This is a genomic window from Zoogloea sp., from assembly GCF_017302315.1.
Taxonomy (GTDB): Bacteria; Pseudomonadota; Gammaproteobacteria; order Burkholderiales; family Rhodocyclaceae; genus Zoogloea.
This window is the reverse complement of sequence record NZ_JAFLDT010000077.1, coordinates 1-19468: the sequence shown is the minus strand read 5'-3', so window position 1 is coordinate 19468 and position 19468 is coordinate 1. Positions and strand designations below refer to the sequence as shown.

Below are 19468 nucleotides of genomic sequence, written 5' to 3'. Positions count from 1 at the left end.
GTGCTGGCACACCGAGGCCGCACTTTCCCAGGGTGGGAGAAGTAACTCATCATTGGACACGTTAGAGCGTGGAGGGTCAAGGTATGACGAACATCATTAAGTTTCCCCGAGGCGATACCCCGCCGGTCGGCCACCCCCGCACCGACCTGCGCGAGGGCTACCGGCTGCTGGTCCGCCACGGCAGCCGCCACATCCGCATCCAGGACGACCGCGAAGACCCGGGCGTCCTGATTTCCGAAACCGAACTGCTGGGCGCCCTGGGCGTCGAGCACTTCACCCACCTGGCCACGGTAGGCCACGTGATGAGCCCGCGCGCCCACACCGTGCCGGCAACGGCGGGGGTGGAGCAGGCGATCCGCCAGATGCGCCAGTACAACATCGGCTGCGTGGTAGCCGAATCGGGCGGGCTCCCGGTGGGGGTATTCACCTTCCACGACCTGACCGTCCTGCTGTCACGCAACGTGCGGATCAGCGACATCACCCTGGCCGAGGTGATGACCCCCAACCCCATCAGTGTCGAGTGCTCGGCATCGGTATGGTCGGCGGCCCAGACCATGCAGCAACGCGGCATCCGCCACCTGCTCGTGACCCGTGGCGACCGCCTTGTGGGCATGCTCTCGGAACACGACATCGTGGCCGGCCTGGAAGGACGCTACGTTACCTTCCTGCGGGAGATCATCGCCGAGCAGGAGCAGGAACTGATCGACCAGCGTGTGCGCCTGGCCCGCCGGGAAGGCGAGGAACGCCTGCGGCGGATCATCGAGTCCACCCCCGACATGGTCATCGTGAAAGACGGTGAAGACCGCTGGCTGATGAGCAACGGCACCGGGCTGCGCCTCTTCGGACTCTCCGGCGCCGACTACGCAGGCCGTACCGAGACCGAGCTGGCCGGATTGGCCGCCCCCGCCGCGGCACGAAGCCTGCTCAACTGCGCAGGCACCAACGAACTGGCCTGGAACACGCCGGAGGGCTACCGCTACACCGACAGCCTGGTCTGCCCCGACGGCACGACCTGTCATCTGGACGTGATCAAGAAGCCCGTCTTCAACCCGGACGGCAGCCGCCAGATGCTGGTGGTGGTGGGCCGCGACATCACCGACCGGGTGCTGATGGAAGAACAGGTGCGCGCCCTCAACGCCACCCTCGAAGAAAGGGTGGCCCAACGTACCGACGAACTCAGCGCCACCCTCGCCGAGCTCGAATCCTTCAGCTACTCCGTATCCCACGATCTGCGCACCCCCCTGCGGGCAATCGAGGGCTTCTCCAGCGTGGTCATGGACGAACACGCCGACGCCCTCGGGCCGGAAGGCATGGACCACCTGCGGCGGGTTCGCGACGCCGCATGCCGCATGGCCAGCCTGATCGACGATCTGCTCGATCTGTCGCGCCACGTCCGCAAACCCCTGCAACGCTGTGACACCGACCTTTCCGCCACAGCCACCAGCATCGCCCGGGACTTCCTCGACGAATCCCCCGGACGCCCCCTAGAGTTCGAGATCGAACCGGGGCTCCACGCCGAATGCGACCCCGTGCTGCTGCGGACAGTGCTGGAAAACCTGATCGGCAACGCCTGGAAGTTCACCCGCCCGGTGCCCCATCCGTGCATCCGCTTCGGGCGACGCCGCGAGGCCGAGGGGCTGGTTTTCTTCATAGAAGACAATGGTGTGGGCTTCAATCGCGCCGACGCAACCAAGCTGTTCACGCCCTTCCAGCGTTTCCATTCCGCCGCCGAGTTCGAAGGCAGCGGCATCGGCCTGGCCACGGTGCATCGTATCGTCCAGCGCCATGGAGGCTGGATCCGCGCAGAAAGCCAACCCGGCCAGGGTGCCACCTTCCTGTTCTCCCTCGGCGCGTGACGCACACCCAGCGCCCCCTGCTGGGCATTGGCCTGGCCATGGCCTCGCTGCTGCTCTTCGTGATGCTCGACGTCACCACCAAGCACCTCAGCACCCGCTTCCCGGTGCCACTGCTGGTGTGGGCACGCTACACCGTGCACCTGCTGCTCATGCTGGTGATGCTCGGCCCCACCCTGCGCACGCGGCTCTTCATCACCCGGCGACCGGGGCTGCACCTGGTGCGCGGGCTGCTCCTGCTCGCCACCAGCCTGTGCGGCGTGGCCGCCTTCCAGCGCATGCCCCTGGCCGAGGCCACCGCCATCATCTTTGCCTCACCGGTCATCGTGGTGTTGCTGGCCCGCCCCCTGCTCCGCGAAAAGATCGGCGCCCTGCGCTGGCTCGCCGTGATGCTCGGCTTTGGCGGCGTGCTGCTGGTGGCCCGGCCGGGCGGCGGGCTGGTGCCCGAAGGCATTGCCTTCGCCCTTGCCGCCGCCGTGGTGTACGCCCTCTACCAGATCCTGACCCGCAAACTCTCAAGCACCGAAAGCCCCGTCACCCTGCTCTTCCATACGGCCCTCATCGGCAGCACCCTGACCACCGCCGCCTTGCCGTGGATGAACCACGGCCCGGAACCCGCCCTGCCCGATTACCTGGCCATGGGGGCCATGGGCGTTCTCGCCGGTTGCGGACATTTCCTCCTCACCCGCGCCTTCCGCGAAGCCCCCGCCTCCCTGCTCTCGCCCTTGCTCTATGTGCAACTGCTGTGGGCCACCCTGTTCGGCTGGCTGATCTTCGACCAGCTACCGGATCAGGTTGCCCTCGGCGGCATGCTGGTGATCGGCACGGCGGGGGTGCTCATCGCCATCGACAGCCGCCGCGTGGCCCGGACCACTGCCATCTAGCGTCCTGCGGGGTCGAATTGCAGCCGCGCCTGTAGTGGCGACTTGTGGGGGGCGACTTCAGTCGCCCATCGAGGGTTGAACCACCGCCATACCCTTGATCCAAGCCCGCGGGCGACTGAAGTCGCCCCCACAAAAGCCCGGCTCACAAAAGCCTGCCCGACTCAGCGCGCCTTCAGGGCCTCCACGGCCGGCGGATGGCGCCCGGCAGCCGACGCGCGCAGCCAGCGCAGGGCCTGCTGCGGATCCTTCGCCTGTCCCGCCCCGGTATCCAGCATGACCGAAAGGGCATACTGGGCCTCGGGCTCGCCCGCCTCCGCCGCCTCCCGGAACAGCCGCGCCGCCTCATCGAGATCACGCGGCACCCCCCGCCCCGCCTCATGCAACCAGGCCAGCCGCGTCAGCCCCCGGGGGTCACCCGCATCGGCCAGCGCCCGGTAGGCCGCAAGCGCCTCCGGCAGGCTCCCGTCCGCCTCCAGGCGCCTGGCCTGGGCCAGACGCCCGTCCCGGGCGCTCACCGGGCGCGCTGCCGCCCCATCCAACACCGCCAGCTGGGTAGCCGCCTCATCGTCCCCCATGTCGGCAGCGAGCTTCAGCCAGCGCCGCGCGCCCTCTTTGTCCAACACCCCGAAGCGATCGGTTTGCAAGGCAATGCCGAGGCGCAGCGCCGCATTGCGGCTACCCGCCAGGGCCGCCTTTTCATAGCGCCGACGGGCCTCCGCCCCATCCCTCGCCTCACCCAGACCATCCTCCGCCAGGATCCCCAGGTTGAACCACGCTTCACCCATGCCCCGCTCGGCCAGCGCCATCCAGATCTGCCGCGCCTCCGCATAGTGGGCCATCTTGAATTCCGCATAACCCTTGTAGAGGCCGATGGCGGGCTTGCGCACCACCTCGGCCAGATCGTCCTCACCCAGCAAGGCCGCTTGGGCGGCCCCTGGGGCGGACACCACCACCACCAATCCGAAACGGACCAGGAACACACGCACACGCCTCATGAGAGCCTCCGCTGGGTGAAGTCGGCTACCGGATGGGCCGCGCCCCCCCACACTCCAGAACGCCGCCCCCATCAGCAAGTTCCCCGGATGGCCCGAAGTACACGCCATTGTGCGAAGCCGCTTGACAGCCCTCCGACCCCTTACTAAAATGCGCGCTCTTCACCTACCGGGCGGTTAACTCAGCGGTAGAGTGCCACCTTCACACGGTGGAAGCCACTGGTTCGATCCCAGTACCGCCCACCAGATACAGCGTAGCGTTTTCAAGAACTTGGCGACGACATGCAGCAAAAAAGGCACCCTCGGGTGCCTTTTTTGTTTTTCTCGCTCCAGCACGCAGGCCCCGCCTTCCCGGCCGGGGCTGCGTCCTCGGCGCAGGCAAGCCTTCCGGCTCGCCTGGCCTCAGAAACTGAATGTTGCCGTCGCCGTGATCGTCCTCGGCAGGGCCGGGGTGACCTGGCCGCCGACGAAATAGGCGGACGGAACGTAGTACTTCTTGTCGGTCAGATTGAGGACATTCAGCCCCAGGCGCGCCTTCCACAGGGAATACGAAAGCTGCGCATCCCAGACAGTGGTTGCGGGGGTGAAGAAGGTATTGGTCGAGTTGCCCGGCAGCCGGGAATGATGGGTCACGCCCAGGCCCAGACCAAGCCCAGTGAGATCGCCCGAGCGGAAGTCATAGCGGGTTGCCAGACGGGCCGACTGTTCAGGCACGTTGAACAGCTGCTTGCCCACCAGGGTGGCATTGCTGTCTTCGGTGATCTCCGCCGTCTGCGTCGTGAAGGCGGCAATCCAGGCCCACGACGGGCTGGCCTGCCATCTCAGGTCCAGGTCGACGCCCCGGGAACGCTGCTTGCCCGCCTGGATGGAGAAACCCGGATTGGCCGGATCACCGATGGCCACATTCTTGCGCGTCAGATCAAACCAGGCCAGGGTGGCCGTGATACCTGCCAGATCCTTCAGGCGGAAGCCCACTTCGGTCTGAGCAGACTCTTCGGGCTTGGGCGGCGCAGAAAAGATCGAGAAGGTGGGTACCTTCATGCCCTCGCCGTAGCCGGCAAACATCGACACCCGGGGGGTGAACTCATAGACCGCACCCACTCGCGGCGTGGTCTTGGCGTTGTCGCTGACGTTGTTGATGCCCCAGGACGGATTGACGTCGTTCACCTTGATCTGCGAATGCCGCAGGCTGCCCAGGAAATGCCAGTTGCCCACATCGATCTGATCCTGGATGTAGGCCACCTTGGACAGATACCGGTTGCGCTGATCGGGCGTTGTCGGTGCCACCGGCTCGGACCAGGCCGGATACACCGGGTTGGTCAGATCCACGTTGTCAAAGGACACCACCCCGATCATGTTCGAATAGATCATGAACTCGTTGTCGCGGGTGTTCTCGTAATCGAAGCCCAGGTTCACGGTGTGCTTCGCCTCACCAAACTGAAGCTTGCCGGTCAGGCTCGGCGACACCGTGCTCGTCTTCAGGTGCGCCCACATGCGGGCCCCGCACAGGGTGTTGAGGGTGGGCGTGGCGCTGCCGAAGCCCATGCAGCCCATCATGCCCATGGTGTCCACCAGCCAGGTTCCCCGCTGATCCAGCTTCACCTCGTTGTAGGCAGTGAGCAGCGAGAAGCTCCAGCTGTCATTCAACTGCTGCCGCCACTGAAGATTGACCCCCTTGGAGGTGTTGGTCGTATCCGGCAGATCGGGGGAGGCAATGTTGGTGCGCCTGGGCAGGGTGTAGGTGGTGGTGTTGAGCGTGCCGTTTGTCGGCAGGCCGCTGTAATCGAGCGTGGTGTTGTCCAGGTAGCGCAGCCTCAGCACCACCTTGGTGTCGGCGCTCGGGGTCCAGGCCAGGCTGGGGAACAGGGCGCGCTTCTTGAAGAAGACACGGTCGGTCTCGCTGTCGCTGTCAGACCACTCCCCCACCATCCGCAAAGCCAGCGCCGGGCTCAAGGGCTGATTGACATCGAAGTTCGCCCCCTTCTCGCCATAGGAACCCAGCTTGAAGCCCAGCTTCCGCACCACCTCCTGGGCCGGTTCGACGGTGGTGACGGCAACGATGCCCCCGGTGGTCTCGTAGCCGCCCACGCCCTGGCCGCCAAACAGCCCGCCCGACGGCCCCTTGACCACATCAACCCGATCCACATTGACGAGGCTCTCGTGATTGGTGAAGTTGCCCTTGAGCGCGACGCCATCCACCACCGTGGCCGAATGGAAACCGCGGATCTTGAACACCACGTTGTTGGCGTCGCGCGCATCCACCAACGACACATTGCTGACATTGCGCAACACGTCGGAGAGCGTTCTCGCCCCTTGATCCTCGATCATGGCCCGGGGCACGCTCACGATGGATTGGGGGATGTGCTCGACCGGCGTGTCGGTGCGGGTCCCCGCACTGACGGACTTCACCACATAGTCGTACTCGGGAGCGGCCCGGACATCAACGGTTCCGAGCTGGGTCGCCTCCTGGGCAAAGGCGCCTGAACAGCAGCTACCGACCAACGTGGAAATGATCGTCCGTCGCAAGGTTCTGTGCGCTGCGGAAAAATCCCCTCTTTCATGCCCCATGGTGCCCCCGAGTGTGGAAGTTGAGGGCAGCGCCATGTATTTGTCGGAATGGCTGCCCAAAGGGGCCGACCATAGCGAAATCGATCACCCACCGGAATGCGGCGAGTTGTCGCATCAAAGGCAGGCCGGGGCTCCGCCGTCAGGCGCCGGAAGGGTCGATCCGGTCGGGCCCGGCCGACTCATGCACCCCCAACAGCCGCCGTGCCCGTGCCAGCAGGCCCCGGCTCAGCAGCAGACGCTGCATGCTGTTGGCCAGACGCAGCCGCAACTCCGGTTCGTCCGCCCAGGTGTAGGCATCGATCTCGGGGACGGACTCGCCGGTCCGGTAGTGGGCGAAATAGCTCGTGCACAGGCACAGCTCGGGCCGGACCTCGCGGGAATCCACCCCCACGGCAAAGAGATGGAGATCCTTCCCCCGGTAGTAGGGGTGACGCCCGAGATCGTAGAGGCTGCGGGGGTCGAAGTGCAGGCCGAACTCCTCCTGGGCCTCCCGCAGGGCGCAGGCCACCGCCGCCTCGCCGGGATCGATGAGGCCCTTGGGGAGATCCCAGTGTTCATTGCCCGTGGAATGCCCCACCAGCAACTCGGCCCGCTCATTGATGACCAGCAGGCCGCAGGACAACTGAGGCGCGTTCACGGACGCAAGCCCACGCCGCGGGAAGGGTATTTGTCAGCCATGTATCGATATAGATGCAGAGCCCCGGCACGTCCAGTCGCGGGCGGGACGCCCCGGGCGTGAAGACGCCGACCCTACGCAATTCAGCGTATTTCCTGCCGCTCGAGGTACACCTAAGCTGGCAGCCTTCTTCCCCATGGCGCCGCGCCACGACCGCAGGACCTGCACGCGCCCCCGAGCATGTTCGCCAATCTGCACAACCTCTCCCACCATGCCGCCTGGCGCCGCCAGCTGGAGCTGATCCTCGAATCGACCGGCGAAGGCATCTACGGCATCGACCTCCGTGGGCGCTGCATCTTCATCAACGAGGCTGGCGCGGCCATGCTCGGCTACACGCCGGATGAAGTGCTCGGCCGCTCCATGCACTACCTGATCCACCACTCCCACGCCGACGAAACCCTGATGCCGGTGCACGAATGCCGGATCTACAAGGCCTTCCAGGAAGGCCGCGGCATACGCGTGGACGACGAAGTGCTGTGGCGACGCGAGGGCCGCAGCTTCCCCGCCGAGTACGCCTCCTACCCGATCCGTGATGGCAATGCCGTGGTGGGGGCGGTGGTCACCTTCAACGACATCACCGAACGCAAACGCACCCAGCGGCTCCTGCAGGAAGCCCACGACCAACTGGAAAGGCGCGTCCGGGAGCGCACCGCCGAACTCACCACCGCCCACGACAGCCTGCGCCAGTCCCACCAATCGCTGCGGCGCCTGTCGGCCCACCTCAACACCGTGCGCGAAGAGGAACGCCGGCACATTGCCCGCGACATCCACGACGAACTGGGCGCCTCGCTCACCGCGCTGCAACTGGAGATGAACTGGCTGCGCCAGCGCCTGGGAGACGATGCCATGATGCGCGACAAGCTCGACGGCATGCTCGAAATCGGCAGCCACGCCATGCAGTCCGTGCGCCGCATCCTCAACGACCTGCGCCCCGGCGTGCTTGACCACCTGGGCCTGTGGGCGGCCCTGGAGAGCCTGCTGCTCGATTTCCAGAGGCGCTCGGGGCTGGGCTGCCACTACCGCTGCACCCCCGAGATCGAACGCTGCCGCCTCGGCCGTGATGCCGAGATCGCCCTTTACCGCATCGTCCAGGAGGTGCTGACCAACGTCAGCCGCCACGCCCGCGCCACCCAGGTACGGCTGGAAGCACGGGCCGACCACCGCGATCTGCTCCTCAGCATTGCCGACGACGGCCTGGGCATGCAGGTGCCGCTGCAACCCACCTCCTTCGGCCTGCTCGGCATGCGTGAACGGACCCTCGCACTGGGCGGCACCCTCGACATCGACAGTCTCCCGGGCGCCGGCACCCGCATCGTGCTGCGCCTGCCCAATGCCATCGCCTGACCCGCCATGACCACCATCCTGATCATCGATGACCACATGATCATCCGCCGCGGCCTGCGGCAGATCCTTTCCGAGTCGCCTGCCATCGGTGACATCCATGAAGCCGCGGACGGCCCGGCGGCGCTGCACCTGTTGCGGACGACCCCCGTTGATGTGGTGCTGCTCGACATTGCCCTGGGCGAACGGGACGGGCTGGATGTACTCAAGACCCTGCACGGGGAGTTTCCGCGCCTCGGCATCATCATGCTGTCGGTGTACCCCGAGAACCAGTTCGCCCTGCGCGCCATGCGTGGTGGCGCCCATGCCTACCTCAACAAGGGCTGCAGCCCCGATGTGCTGTTCGCGGCCATCGCCAAGGTGGCCGGCGGCGGCCTTTACATCACGCCGGTGCTGGCCGAACTGCTGGCCCAGAACGTGCGCGGGGTGCCCGATGACGAAAAGCCGCCCCACGAAGCCCTCTCCAACCGGGAGTTCCAGGTATTGCAACTGCTCGCCCAGGGCCGCAGCGTGACGCAGATCGCCCAACAGCTCGCCCTGTCGGCCAACACCATCTCCACCTACCGGGCGCGGATCTTCAACAAGCTGGGCCTGCACAACCCCGCCGACCTGTTCAGCTACGCCGCCCGGCACAAGCTCACGGCCTAGACAACGGCCCGCTGGCGCTCAGCCCAGCAGCTGCCGCTGAAGCAGATAAACCCCCGCCCCCGCAAAGTAGCCCACCAGGGCCAAGCCGCTGATCCGCTTCACGTACCAGAAGAAGTGGATCTTCTCGAGCCCCATGGCCGCCACCCCGGCCGCCGAACCGATAATCAGGATCGAACCGCCGGTGCCCGCGCAATAGGCCAGGAAGTGCCACAAGAAGTGATCGGCCGGAAACTCGGTAAGGCTGTACATGCCCATGGCGGCGGCCACCAGGGGCACGTTGTCCACCACGGCGCTGACGACGCCGATGATCAGCACGATGACGTCCTGGCGGCCCACCGTATCGTTCAGCCACGTGGCCAGCGACCCCAGAATGTGAGCGTGTTCCAGCGTCGCCACCGCCAGCAGGATGCCGACAAAGAACACCAGCGAACTCATGTCGATGCGGCTCAGGGCGTGCACCAGGGTGAGGGGATGCTTGAACTCGTCCTCCTTGTCGCGATGGACAAGATCGCCGACCAGCCACAGGATGCCCAGCCCGAACAGGATGCCCATGAAAGGCGGCAGGTGGGTCAGCGTCTTGAACACGGGCACGGCCACCAGGATGCCGATGCCCAGGAAGAACATCAGATTGCGCTCGAACGCGGTGCTCTTGACGCCGGTATCGCCCGCCGCCTCACTCGGCGACGCCACCTGCTGGCCGCGAAGCACGTAGGCGGTGATGGCCAGGGGAACGAGCAGGCTCACCAGCGCCGGCAGAAGAACCGACTTCATGATGCCGAGGGCGGTGATCTGGCCGTCGATCCACAGCATCGTCGTGGTCACATCACCAATGGGCGACCATGCCCCGCCGGCATTGGCGGCGATGACGATGATGCCGGCGAAGAACAGGCGATCGTCGTGCCGCGCCAGCAGCTTGCGCATCAGCGAGATCATCACGATGGTTGTCGTGAGGTTGTCGAGCACCGAGCTGAGGAAGAAGGTCACGAAACCCACCAGCCACATCAGGCTGGACAAGCGGGTCGTGCGGATGCGCTGGGTGATCACCTCGAAACCGTTGTGGGCATCCACCACCTCGACGATGGCCATCGCCCCCATCAGGAAGAACACGATCTGCGCCGTGCCCATCAGCGACTCGCCCAGCTCCTCGGCCACCCGGTGGTGGTCGCCGGTCGCCATGGCGTAGATCGTCCATAACAGCCCGGCCCCCACCAGCGCCGACGCCGACTTGTTGATCTTGAGGGGATGTTCCAGCGCAATCGCGGCGTAGGCGACGACAAATACGAGAACCAGTGCAGTCAGCATTTCAGCGGCCTTGTGGGAAGAGCAGGCAAAGGAAGCCGCGCCGAAGGCGCAGGCGAACCGCGAAATATACCCGATCAGCCCACCCCCGAGAAAGGCGGGCCGTGTAGTGCACGCCCTACACCGAAATCACGTTTGCTTGATACACGGCCACGCGGCCTTCCCGGAATATCCCATCCAACAGGCAGAACCGCCCGGCGCTGCGTTCCACCCGCGCCGACTGCCTGAATCTTCTCTGACGGGAGTCGCCACATGGCACGCAAGCTGGGTTTCAGGCTGGGTATCTACGTCTTCAAGGACGCGGAGATCGTCGACTATGCGGCGCCGGCCGGCGTCATCTCGGTGGCGCGGCGGCTCGATCCGGAGCTCGACACCTTCCTGATCGCCGAGTCCATGCGGCCGCTCCAGACCCAGGCCGGCTTCACCGTGCTCCCCAACTACAGCTTTGCCGACCAGCCCACCATGGACGCCTTCCTGATTCCCGGCGGCTTCGGCACGCGGCAGGAGATGAACAACACCAACCTGCACCGCTACATCCGCGCCCTGCCGCCCGAATGCCTGCTGACCAGCGTATGCACCGGCTCCTGGATCTACGCCCGCATGGGCCTGCTGGACGGCCTGCCTGCCACCAACCGCAAGGAGCCCGACCGGCTGGAAGCCTCGCATATGGGCAAGACCCCCATCGACCGCCTGGCCGAGATGGCACCAGCCTGCCGCGTCAGCCGCGCCCGGGTGGTGGACGCCGGGCGCATCGTCACCGCCGGCGGCATCGCCTCGGGCATGGAGATGGGTTTTCACCTCCTGCGGCGGGCCGGCTACGACGAAGCCTTCATCGACGACGTGGCCCGGGTCATGGAATACCAGCGGGCCTACGAGCTGTACCGGCACGACATCGAATTCAGCGAACCCAACCTACCCGCCCTTTGATCCTGTTTCCAGGAGGAGATTGCCATGTCTGCGTTCAAGGACCCTTTCAGCGACGGTATCAAGCTCGGTAGCTGCACCTGCGGCAAGCACCACTCCCAGGCAGAACACGACGCTGCCCATGCGAAGGCCGCCGACCTGCCGATGGAGGCCAATGAGGAATCGCTAAATCGCCGCACCATCGAGTCGGCCATCATGCGTGCCGTGTTTCCGGACGACCGCGAACGCCGCGGCTTCCTGCGGGCCGTCGGCCGCTCGACCGCCATGGCCGCCCTGTCCAGCTTCTTCCCCCTCGGCGCCCTGGAAGCCATGGCCCAGGAAAAAGGCCCCCTGGAAAAGAAGGATCTGAAGATCGGTTTCATCCCCATCACCTGCGCCAGCCCCCTGCTGATGGCCGACCCCCTCGGTTTCTACAAGCAGCAGGGCCTCAACGTGCAGATGATCAAGACCGCCGGCTGGGCGCTGATCCGCGACAAGGTGCTCAACCGCGAATACGACGCCTCCCACATGCTGGCGCCCATGCCCATCGCCATGAGCATGGGCATCGGCTCCAACCCCATGCCGCTCAATGTGGCCACCATCCAGAACACCAACGGCCAGGCCATCACCCTGCACGTCAAACACAAGGACAAGCGTGACCCGAAGCAGTGGAAGGGCTTCAAGTTTGCCGTGCCCTTCGAATATTCGATGCACAACTTCCTGCTCCGCTACTACGTGGCCGAGCACGGGCTCGACCCGGACAAGGACATCCAGATCCGCGTGGTGCCGCCGCCGGAGATGGTCGCCAACCTGCGCGCCGGCAACCTGGACGGCTATCTCGGCCCCGACCCCTTCAACCAGCGCGCGGTGTTTGACGAGGTGGGCTTCATCCACATCCTGTCCAAGGAAATCTGGGACGGCCACCCCTGCTGCTCCTTCGGCGTGCCCACCGACTTCGTCAAGCAGAACCCCAACACCTTCGCCGCCCTCTACCGCGCCATCCTGACCGCCGCCAAGATGGCCCGCGACCCCAAGAACCGGCCGATCATGGCCGAGGTGCTGTCGCCGGCCGCCTACCTCAACCAGCCCAAGACAGTGCTCGAACAGGTGCTCACCGGCAAATTCGCCGATGGCCTGGGCAGCGTGCAGAACGTGCCGACCCGCGCCGATTTCGACCCGTTCCCGTGGTACTCGATGGCGGTGTGGATCCTCAGCCAGATGAAGCGCTGGGGCTACATCAAGGGCGACGTGAACTACAAGGACATCGCCGAGAAGGTGTATCTGATCACCGATGCCAAGAAGCACATGGCCGAGATCGGCATGGCAGCCCCCAAGGACAACTACGCCAGGTTCAAGGTCATGGGCAAGGAGTTCGACCCCATGAAGGCCGACGCCTACGTGAATTCCTTCGCCATCCGGAAGGCCTGACGAAAGCCCGCCATGAAGAACGAGCACGGGAAGAGCCTGCTGCTGTCGGTGGTGCTGTTCGCCCTCTTCATCGGCGTGTGGTTCGTCGCCACGCAGCCGAAGGAGAGCGCGCAGCAGTCCGCCGCGCAGGATGAATACGCGGCCCTGATGGGCAAGGGGGCCGCCAAGTCGGGCGGTTTCCCGCCGCCGCAGGAGATCGGCAAGGCCATCGTCACCCACCTGTCCGACCCCTTCAAGGACAACGGGCCGAACGACAAGGGCATCGCCATCCAGCTCGGCCATTCACTGGGCCGCGTCGGCATGGGCTTTGTGTTGGCCATTCTGGTGGCCCTGCCGCTCGGCTTCACCATCGGCATGTCGCCCCTGCTGCATCGGGCGCTCGACCCCTTCATCCAGGTGCTCAAACCCATCTCGCCCCTGGCCTGGATGCCCCTGGCCCTCTACACCATCAAGGACTCCGACCTCTCGGGCATCTTCGTGATCTTCATCTGCTCGGTATGGCCCATGCTGATCAACACCGCCTTCGGTGTGGCCAACGTGCGCAAGGACTGGCTCAACGTCGCCCGCACGCTGGAAGTGCGGCCGCTCCGGAAGGCCCTCACGGTGATCCTGCCCGCCGCCGCGCCCACCATCCTCACCGGCATGCGCATCTCGATGGGCATTGCCTGGCTCGTCATCGTTGCCGCCGAAATGCTGGTGGGGGGCACCGGGGTGGGCTACTTCGTCTGGAACGAGTGGAACAACCTGGCCCTGCCCAACGTGATCTTCGCCATCCTCGTGATCGGCGTTGTCGGCATGGCCCTCGACCGCTGCTTTGCCGGCCTGCAAAAGCTGGTCAGCTACACGGAGTAAGCGCCATGGCCTTCCTGCACGTGGAAAACCTCACCAAGTCCTACCCGGGCAACGACGCCCCGGTGTTCGAGAACGTCAACTTCACCATCGACAAGGGCGAGTTCGTCTGCATCATCGGCCACTCCGGCTGCGGCAAGACCACCATCCTCAACGCCCTGGCCGGGCTGGAAACGGCCAGCGACGGCATCCTCACCATGGACGGCCGCGAAGTGGCCGGGCCCGGGCTGGACCGGGGCGTAGTCTTCCAGAGCCACGCCCTGATGCCGTGGATGAGCGTTATCGACAACGTGAAGTTCGGCGTGCGCTCCCGCTGGCCCGACTGGCGCAAGACGCAGATCGAGGCCCAGGCCGCCCAGTATCTCGAGATGGTCGGCCTCGGCCACGCCCTGCAGAAAAAGCCAAGCATGCTCTCCGGCGGCATGAAGCAGCGCGTCGGCATCGCCCGCGCCTTTGCCATCCAGCCCAAGATGCTCCTGCTCGACGAACCCTTCGGCGCCCTCGACGCCCTGACCCGCGGCACGATCCAGGATGAGCTCCTGAAGATCGTCCAGGCCACGGCCCAGACGGTGTTCATGATCACCCACGACGTGGACGAAGCCATCCTGCTCTCCGACCGCATCCTGCTGATGAGCAACGGCCCCCGCGCCCGCATCGCCGAGATCGTCGAAGTGAGCCTGCCGCGCAGCCGCACCCGCCACGACATGCACCACGACCCGCGCTTCTACCGCATCCGCAACCACCTGGTCGATTTCCTCGTCAGCCGCTCGAAAGACCCCAAGCCGGCCGACGAAACCCACCCACCGGTCGTTCGCCCCGGCGAAACCGAACCCGCCCCCGACACCCTCGCCGCCTGATTTGCCAAGGAGACCCACCATGAACCGCGAAGAAGTCACCGACCTGATCGTCACCCAGAAGATCAAGAAAAAGCTCACCTGGGCCAAACTGGCCGAGATCGTCGGCCACAGCAAGGAATGGAGCACCGCCGCCCTGCTCGGCCAGATGACCCTGACCGAAGCCCAGGCCCAGGCCGTGGGCGCCGCCCTCGACCTGCCGGAAGAAGCCGTCACCCAGCTTCAGGTCGTGCCCTACAAGGGCTCCCTGCCCACCGCCGTGCCCACCGACCCGCTGATCTACCGCTTCTACGAACTGATCAGCGTCTATGGCACCACCTTCAAGTCGCTGATCCACGAAGAATTTGGCGACGGCATCATGAGCGCCATCGACTTCAACATGGACCTCACCCGCGAAGCCGACCCCAAGGGCGACCGGGTCAAGATCACCATGAGCGGCAAGTTCCTGCCCTACAAGACCTACTGAGCCCCACCGCGCTACCGGGCGGGCATCCCGCCCCGGCGCGGGAGCCGGCCCAGCCCACTCCCGCGCCGGGGGCAACAGTCCTCCGAAAGGCCATCGGTAAGCCCCCCGGCGCCGTCACTTCCCGGTATTGACCAGGGGCGTCACCGTCATGCCCGACGGCACGATCACCGTGTTTGAATTGCCCTTCTCGGCGAACTTCTGCAGGGCCAGATTCGCCTCGTGCTGCAGATACTCCCGCGTCAGCGAACCCGAAATGATCTTGTTCGACTCGGCAATCCCCCGCGCCTCCGTCACCTTGATCTCGGCCTCGCGCTTGGCAATCTCGGTCTGCACCTGCATCGCCTCCAGCTTCTTCTGATTGGCCACCGCCTGCTGGATCGACTGCTCGATGGACGGGTCGGTCTGCACCGAGCGGATCACCACGCGGGAGATGGTGAACACCCCGCGGTCGGTCCGGTCCAGCTCCTCCTGGAGCTTCTTTGCAATCGCCGCGCCCAGCTGATCCCGCTGGGTATGGATCACCAGCGAATCCAGCCGTGCGATCTCTTCGTAACAGGCATTGCGCGCGATCCGCCACACCAGCTCGTAGGCCGGCATGTAATAGCCATCGGCGTGGCGCGCCGACTGGGAGGCATATTTGGCAAACAGATCGGCAATGGCCTTTTGATCCGCCCGGTAGTAGATCGACACATCCATGTCGCGCAGCGACAGGTTGTCCTTGGCCTTCGGCGTAAGATCGGAAAGGTCGATCACGATGTCCTTGGCCGAAAACTCATGCACCGTCGAGATGACAGGCCATTTGAAATAGATGCCCGGCTCGATCTCCTCCTGCGAGATGATCCCCAGGGTCGTCCTGATCCCCACGTTGCCCGTCTGGATCGTGCCCGCTGTCGAAAAAAGGGCCGCCGCCACGGCAACCAGGCCGATGGGCGCCAGAATCTGCTGGATGTTCACCACGTCATACTCCCTTTGCAGTCCATAAGTAGTGGGGTTTCCCCGGCGGGGTTCGGCCGCCGCCGAACGCTACACCACCCCCATTGCGCCCCGCCAGCCCCGCCCATCGTGCCCGAAATGCCAAGCGGGTGACAAGCGCGGCCGTGGCGTCCCGAGCGGCCGCCGCGCAAAGCCCCTGCCGCACACCGGCAACGCCTGTGTAACCTTGCCTGCCTACTGTCATGGGCCATCCCGACACCCCATCGAGCTCCCCATGATCACCCAGCACCTCACGCCCCTTGCCCTGGCCCTCGCCGCCCTGCTGCCGACGGCGGCCGCCGCCGACCAGACCTTCCCCGCCACCCTGGCCGGCCATGCCCTGCTGCCGGCCAAGAGCTTCATGATTCCTCCCAAGGATGCCCCGGCGAGCCTCGCCACCTCCGGCAAGTACACCGGGCCGGAAAGCCGCCGGGTGGACGCGCTGGAAAGCCTCCCGGGCAACTCCTACCTGTCCGACAAGGCCGTGCCGCGCCCCACCCACGTCTCCCTGCCCTTCCGCGGCCAGCCCATCCAGGGCTTCTCGGGCATCAAGCACATGGGCAAGGGGCACTACTGGGTGCTGCAGGACAACGGCTACGGCGCCCGCAACAACAGCGCCGATGCCATGCTGATGGTCCACCGCATCCGCCCCGACTGGCAAAGCGGCAGCGTCAAGCTTGAGCAGACCGCCTTCATCCACGACCCCGACCGCAAGGTGCCCTTCCTGATCGTCAACGAAGGCACCACCAAGCGCTACCTCACCGGCGCCGACTTCGACATCGAATCCATCCAGCCCATCGGCGATGCCCTGTGGCTGGGCGACGAACTCGGCCCCTACCTGCTCAAGACCGACCTGAAGGGTAAAGTGCTGGCCGTGTTCGAGACCAAGGTGGACGGCAAGACGCTCAAGTCACCCGACCACTTCAGCGTGAACACCCCGGCCACCTCCGGCACCTTCACCACCATTGCCCGCCGCTCCCGCGGCTACGAAGGCATGGCCGCCTCCAAGGACGGCCGCCTGCTCTACCCCCTGCTCGAAGGCCCCCTCTGGAACCCCGACGACAAGAAGTGGGACAACAAGGACGGCCGCGAGTACCTGCGCATCCTGGAATTCAGCGTCGATAAGGGCGAATGGACCGGACGTAGCTGGAAATACGCCCTGGAACAGAACGGCAACAACATCGGCGACTTCAACATGATCGATGCCGACACCGGCCTGATCATCGAACGGGACAACGGCGAAGGCCTGCCCGAACACGCCTGTGACGGCCCCGCCCGCCCCGACTGCCAGAACGTGCCGGCCAAGTTCAAGCGCATCTACAAGATCAGCCTCAAGGAGGCCGACAGCGACGGCTTTGTCAGGAAAATCGGCCACATCGATCTGCTCAACATCCAGGACCCGAAAGCCCTGGCCCGCCGCGGCGGCAAGGACGGCAAATTCACCTTTCCCTTCGTGACCATCGAAGACGTGGACGTGGTGGACAGCGAACACATCATCGTCGCCAACGACAACAACCTGCCCTACTCCGCCGCCCGCCAGCCCAACCTGCAGGACGACAACGAACTCATCCTGCTCCGCGTCCCCGAACTGCTCAACGCCCGCTGAGGAAGCCTGCCCATGAAGATCCGCCCATTGCTCAAGCTGAGCGCCGCCGTGGCCCTCGCGGCTACGAGCCTTGCCGCCCAGGCCGCCGACGCCACCCTGGACCTCTACCTGGCCCGCCACGGCCAGACCGCCTGGAACCTGGAAAAGCGCCTGCAGGGCGCCACCGACAACGTCCTCAACGAAACCGGCAAGAGCCAGGCCCGCCAGCTTGGCGACAAGCTGAAGGGCGTACACTTTGCCGCCGTCTATAGCAGCAAGCTGGCCCGCGCCCGCGAAACCGCCGCCATCGCCCTGCCCGCACTCCCCGCCCAGCCCCTGCCCGCCCTGGCCGAACGCAGCTTTGGCAAGTTTGAGGGCATGTTTGAAGACGAGCGCAGCGGCGAACTCGGCCCCGAGTTCAAGGCCCGCGCCGCCAACCCGGCCGACAGCCTGGACGGCGGTGAATCCCTCGACAGCCAGGCCCAACGGGTCGCCCGCGCCGTGGACCAGATCCGCAAGGCCCACCCCGGCGGCAGCGTGCTCATCGTCAGCCACGGGGGCGTCACCCCCCTGATCCTCGCCCACCTGCTGCAGCTCCCCACCACCGAAGCCGTCAGCCGCATCAAACAAGGCAACGACGAGGTCTACCTGGTGCGCCTGCGCGCCGACCAGGCCCCCGCCGTGTGGAAGCTCATCGGCAAGGAGAACCTGGAACAGCTCTGACCCCCTCGCATCGGGCGAAAGCCCGATGCCCACCGCCGCCCCACGAGCCGCACCACGCTGAAGAAATTCAGCCTTTAGTATTCATTCACGTTTCAACCTGCTTTCCTCGTTTGTCCTCCCCGAGCCAGACGCAAACCCAATGCTGACGCGGGTTTTCCCGCCACTGGCCGTATCACCCGATGGGTGAAACTGAAGGGGTTTATGGGACGCGCTGAGGGCGGCTGGAGGGACTGTGGGGGCGACTTCAGTCGCCCGCGGACATCGATCAAGGGTGTGTCGGTGATCAGCGCACGGATGGGCGACTGAAGTCGCCCCTACAAATCGCCCCTACAGGAGAGACCGTATCGACCGTCAGACGACGCGTCAAACGGAGGAAATTAGGTTCAATTCAATAATCCATTCAAACCACGGATACCCATGCCGATGCCGTCCGCCTGTGTCTTTCCCGCGGCCCGCTTCCGGCGCGGCCAGCTTTGGTTCGTCGAGAAGAACCCGGACCAAAGCTGGCTCAACACGCTTCCCCCTGACCGATTTCAGCCCTCGCAAAGACGAAGCCCTTGAGCGGGGTTACCTGCAGGGGTGATTTGGCGCACTTCCGTTTCTGAGGACTCTGTCACTGGGACTGAAGCGCTGATGGGGCGCGACGAATCCAGCCCAAGACAAACCCCCTGCTCACAACCTCTGATTTTGTGTAGTTTCCTCGTCTTTTGGGGTTCCAGCGCAGACGGAGAAGTGATGCCGCTTACACAGGCGTTCGTCTCCGTTTCCGACCCGCGCAGCGCCCGGCTCAGGCCCCTGCCTGCGGATACTGGCCGCCACTTCCGATAGGTTCCGCGCTGCGTTACTCGGCTTCATGACATGAAGGTGAGACTGCCCTGCCTCCCGATGAAACAATGACATTTACCCCCTCCCTGTGGCGTCGCAGGGACTCTTTTCAGGCCCTATGAAAAATATGCAATCGACAGACCGAAGCCAGATCAAGTGGATTTCTGACTTCATCTGGAACATCGCCGACGACCGCCTGTGCGATGTCTATGAGCGCGGCTGGCAGCCCGGCCCGGACGACGTGGAGGACGACGCGGCGCTGGTCGCGCTGGGCGACGACGCAGGTGATGTGACCCAAAAGGAAGATGGCGATGGCGAAGAAAGCTGAACCCGCTTTGGCCTCCAACGCCTTGCTGAGCGAACTGCGCGGCCTGATCGAAGTCGCCCGCCAGCACGTCGCCCAGACCGCCAATGCCACGCTGACCATGCTCTACTGGCATGTAGGGCAGCGCATCCACAAGGAGGTCCTGAAGAATGAATCGCCCCGGGTTTCGCGGAGGCTCCCACTCTTGAGAAGATGGAGCCATGAAGAAGACAACGAAATACGCCCCGGAAGTGCGCGAGCGTTCAGTGCGGATGGTGTTCGAGCAGCGCAGCGAGCA

At 65.2% G+C, this 19468-nt stretch carries 17 protein-coding genes, 1 tRNA gene and 1 pseudogene; 14 read left to right on the top strand and 5 right to left on the bottom strand.

Annotated features, from left to right (window positions below; translation table 11 throughout):
• Positions 1–83: 83 nt before the first annotated feature.
• The gene (locus J0L98_RS17595; protein WP_296413159.1) at positions 84–1856 is read left to right on the top strand and encodes a CBS domain-containing protein; all 1773 of its coding nucleotides are present in this window, start codon (positions 84–86) and stop codon (positions 1854–1856) included.
• Positions 1853–2737 (top strand): DMT family transporter, encoded by an 885-nt coding sequence (locus J0L98_RS17590; RefSeq protein WP_296413158.1) that lies wholly within the window; start codon positions 1853–1855, stop codon positions 2735–2737. Before J0L98_RS17595 ends, J0L98_RS17590 begins: the two co-directional genes overlap by 4 nt.
• 161 nt (positions 2738–2898) lie before the next feature.
• Here J0L98_RS17590 and J0L98_RS17585 read toward each other — a convergent pair whose 3' ends face one another.
• On the bottom strand, positions 2899–3732 hold the full coding sequence (locus tag J0L98_RS17585; RefSeq protein ID WP_296413157.1) for a tetratricopeptide repeat protein: 834 nt from the start codon (positions 3730–3732) through the stop codon (positions 2899–2901).
• A 168-nt stretch (positions 3733–3900) separates the two neighbouring features.
• Between J0L98_RS17585 and J0L98_RS17580 the strand changes: the two genes are divergently transcribed.
• Positions 3901–3975: transfer RNA gene (locus J0L98_RS17580), tRNA-Val, on the top strand.
• Positions 3976–4131: 156 nt separating this feature from the next.
• Here J0L98_RS17580 and J0L98_RS17575 read toward each other — a convergent pair.
• Together J0L98_RS17575 and J0L98_RS17570 are read right to left on the bottom strand one after the other, a co-directional pair.
• The gene (locus J0L98_RS17575) at positions 4132–6255 is read right to left on the bottom strand and encodes a TonB-dependent receptor (RefSeq protein ID WP_296413156.1); all 2124 of its coding nucleotides are present in this window, start codon (positions 6253–6255) and stop codon (positions 4132–4134) included.
• A 181-nt stretch (positions 6256–6436) separates the two neighbouring features.
• Positions 6437–6934, bottom strand: a complete 498-nt coding sequence (locus J0L98_RS17570) for an NUDIX domain-containing protein (RefSeq protein ID WP_296413155.1) — start codon at positions 6932–6934, stop codon at positions 6437–6439.
• Positions 6935–7153: 219 nt separating this feature from the next.
• On the opposite strand from J0L98_RS17570, the gene J0L98_RS17565 reads away from it, so the two are divergent.
• Positions 7154–8317, top strand: coding sequence for a PAS domain-containing sensor histidine kinase (locus J0L98_RS17565; RefSeq protein ID WP_296413154.1), 1164 nt, complete (start codon positions 7154–7156; stop codon positions 8315–8317).
• A gap of 6 nt (positions 8318–8323) precedes the next feature.
• Positions 8324–8962: a response regulator transcription factor gene (locus J0L98_RS17560; protein WP_296413153.1), complete on the top strand. Its 639-nt coding sequence runs from the start codon at positions 8324–8326 to the stop codon at positions 8960–8962.
• An 18-nt stretch (positions 8963–8980) separates the two neighbouring features.
• On the opposite strand, the gene nhaD is transcribed toward J0L98_RS17560, so the two are convergent.
• Positions 8981–10264 (bottom strand): sodium:proton antiporter NhaD, encoded by a 1284-nt coding sequence (nhaD, locus tag J0L98_RS17555; RefSeq protein ID WP_296413152.1) that lies wholly within the window; start codon positions 10262–10264, stop codon positions 8981–8983.
• A gap of 249 nt (positions 10265–10513) precedes the next feature.
• Here nhaD and J0L98_RS17550 point away from each other — a divergent pair, with 249 nt between their 5' ends.
• Genes J0L98_RS17550 through cynS form a run of 5 tightly spaced genes read left to right on the top strand, consistent with a single transcriptional unit; the run spans position 10514 to position 14761 of the window.
• Positions 10514–11188 (top strand): DJ-1/PfpI family protein, encoded by a 675-nt coding sequence (locus J0L98_RS17550; RefSeq protein ID WP_296413151.1) that lies wholly within the window; start codon positions 10514–10516, stop codon positions 11186–11188.
• 24 nt (positions 11189–11212) lie between these two features.
• Positions 11213–12592, top strand: coding sequence for a CmpA/NrtA family ABC transporter substrate-binding protein (locus J0L98_RS17545; protein WP_296413150.1), 1380 nt, complete (start codon positions 11213–11215; stop codon positions 12590–12592).
• 12 nt (positions 12593–12604) lie between these two features.
• The gene (gene ntrB, locus J0L98_RS17540) at positions 12605–13444 is read left to right on the top strand and encodes a nitrate ABC transporter permease (protein ID WP_296413148.1); all 840 of its coding nucleotides are present in this window, start codon (positions 12605–12607) and stop codon (positions 13442–13444) included.
• Positions 13445–13449: 5 nt separating this feature from the next.
• The gene (locus tag J0L98_RS17535) at positions 13450–14298 is read left to right on the top strand and encodes an ABC transporter ATP-binding protein (RefSeq protein ID WP_296413146.1); all 849 of its coding nucleotides are present in this window, start codon (positions 13450–13452) and stop codon (positions 14296–14298) included.
• A gap of 19 nt (positions 14299–14317) precedes the next feature.
• Complete coding sequence (gene cynS, locus J0L98_RS17530; RefSeq protein WP_296404788.1) at positions 14318–14761, top strand: cyanase; 444 nt, start codon at positions 14318–14320, stop codon at positions 14759–14761.
• A 114-nt stretch (positions 14762–14875) separates the two neighbouring features.
• On the opposite strand, the gene J0L98_RS17525 is transcribed toward cynS, so the two are convergent.
• Positions 14876–15715 (bottom strand): SPFH domain-containing protein, encoded by an 840-nt coding sequence (locus J0L98_RS17525; protein WP_296413145.1) that lies wholly within the window; start codon positions 15713–15715, stop codon positions 14876–14878.
• Between the two features lie 253 nt (positions 15716–15968).
• On the opposite strand from J0L98_RS17525, the gene J0L98_RS17520 reads away from it, so the two are divergent.
• From J0L98_RS17520 to J0L98_RS17505, 4 genes and pseudogenes are all read left to right on the top strand, one after another.
• Positions 15969–17339 (top strand): esterase-like activity of phytase family protein, encoded by a 1371-nt coding sequence (locus J0L98_RS17520; RefSeq protein ID WP_296413144.1) that lies wholly within the window; start codon positions 15969–15971, stop codon positions 17337–17339.
• A 12-nt stretch (positions 17340–17351) separates the two neighbouring features.
• Positions 17352–18041: a histidine phosphatase family protein gene (locus tag J0L98_RS17515; RefSeq protein ID WP_296413142.1), complete on the top strand. Its 690-nt coding sequence runs from the start codon at positions 17352–17354 to the stop codon at positions 18039–18041.
• Between the two features lie 952 nt (positions 18042–18993).
• On the top strand, positions 18994–19194 hold the full coding sequence (locus tag J0L98_RS17510; protein ID WP_296413140.1) for a hypothetical protein: 201 nt from the start codon (positions 18994–18996) through the stop codon (positions 19192–19194).
• A pseudogene (locus J0L98_RS17505) lies at positions 19178–19468 on the top strand (hypothetical protein); the annotation flags it as partial. The gene J0L98_RS17510 and the pseudogene J0L98_RS17505, both read left to right, overlap by 17 nt.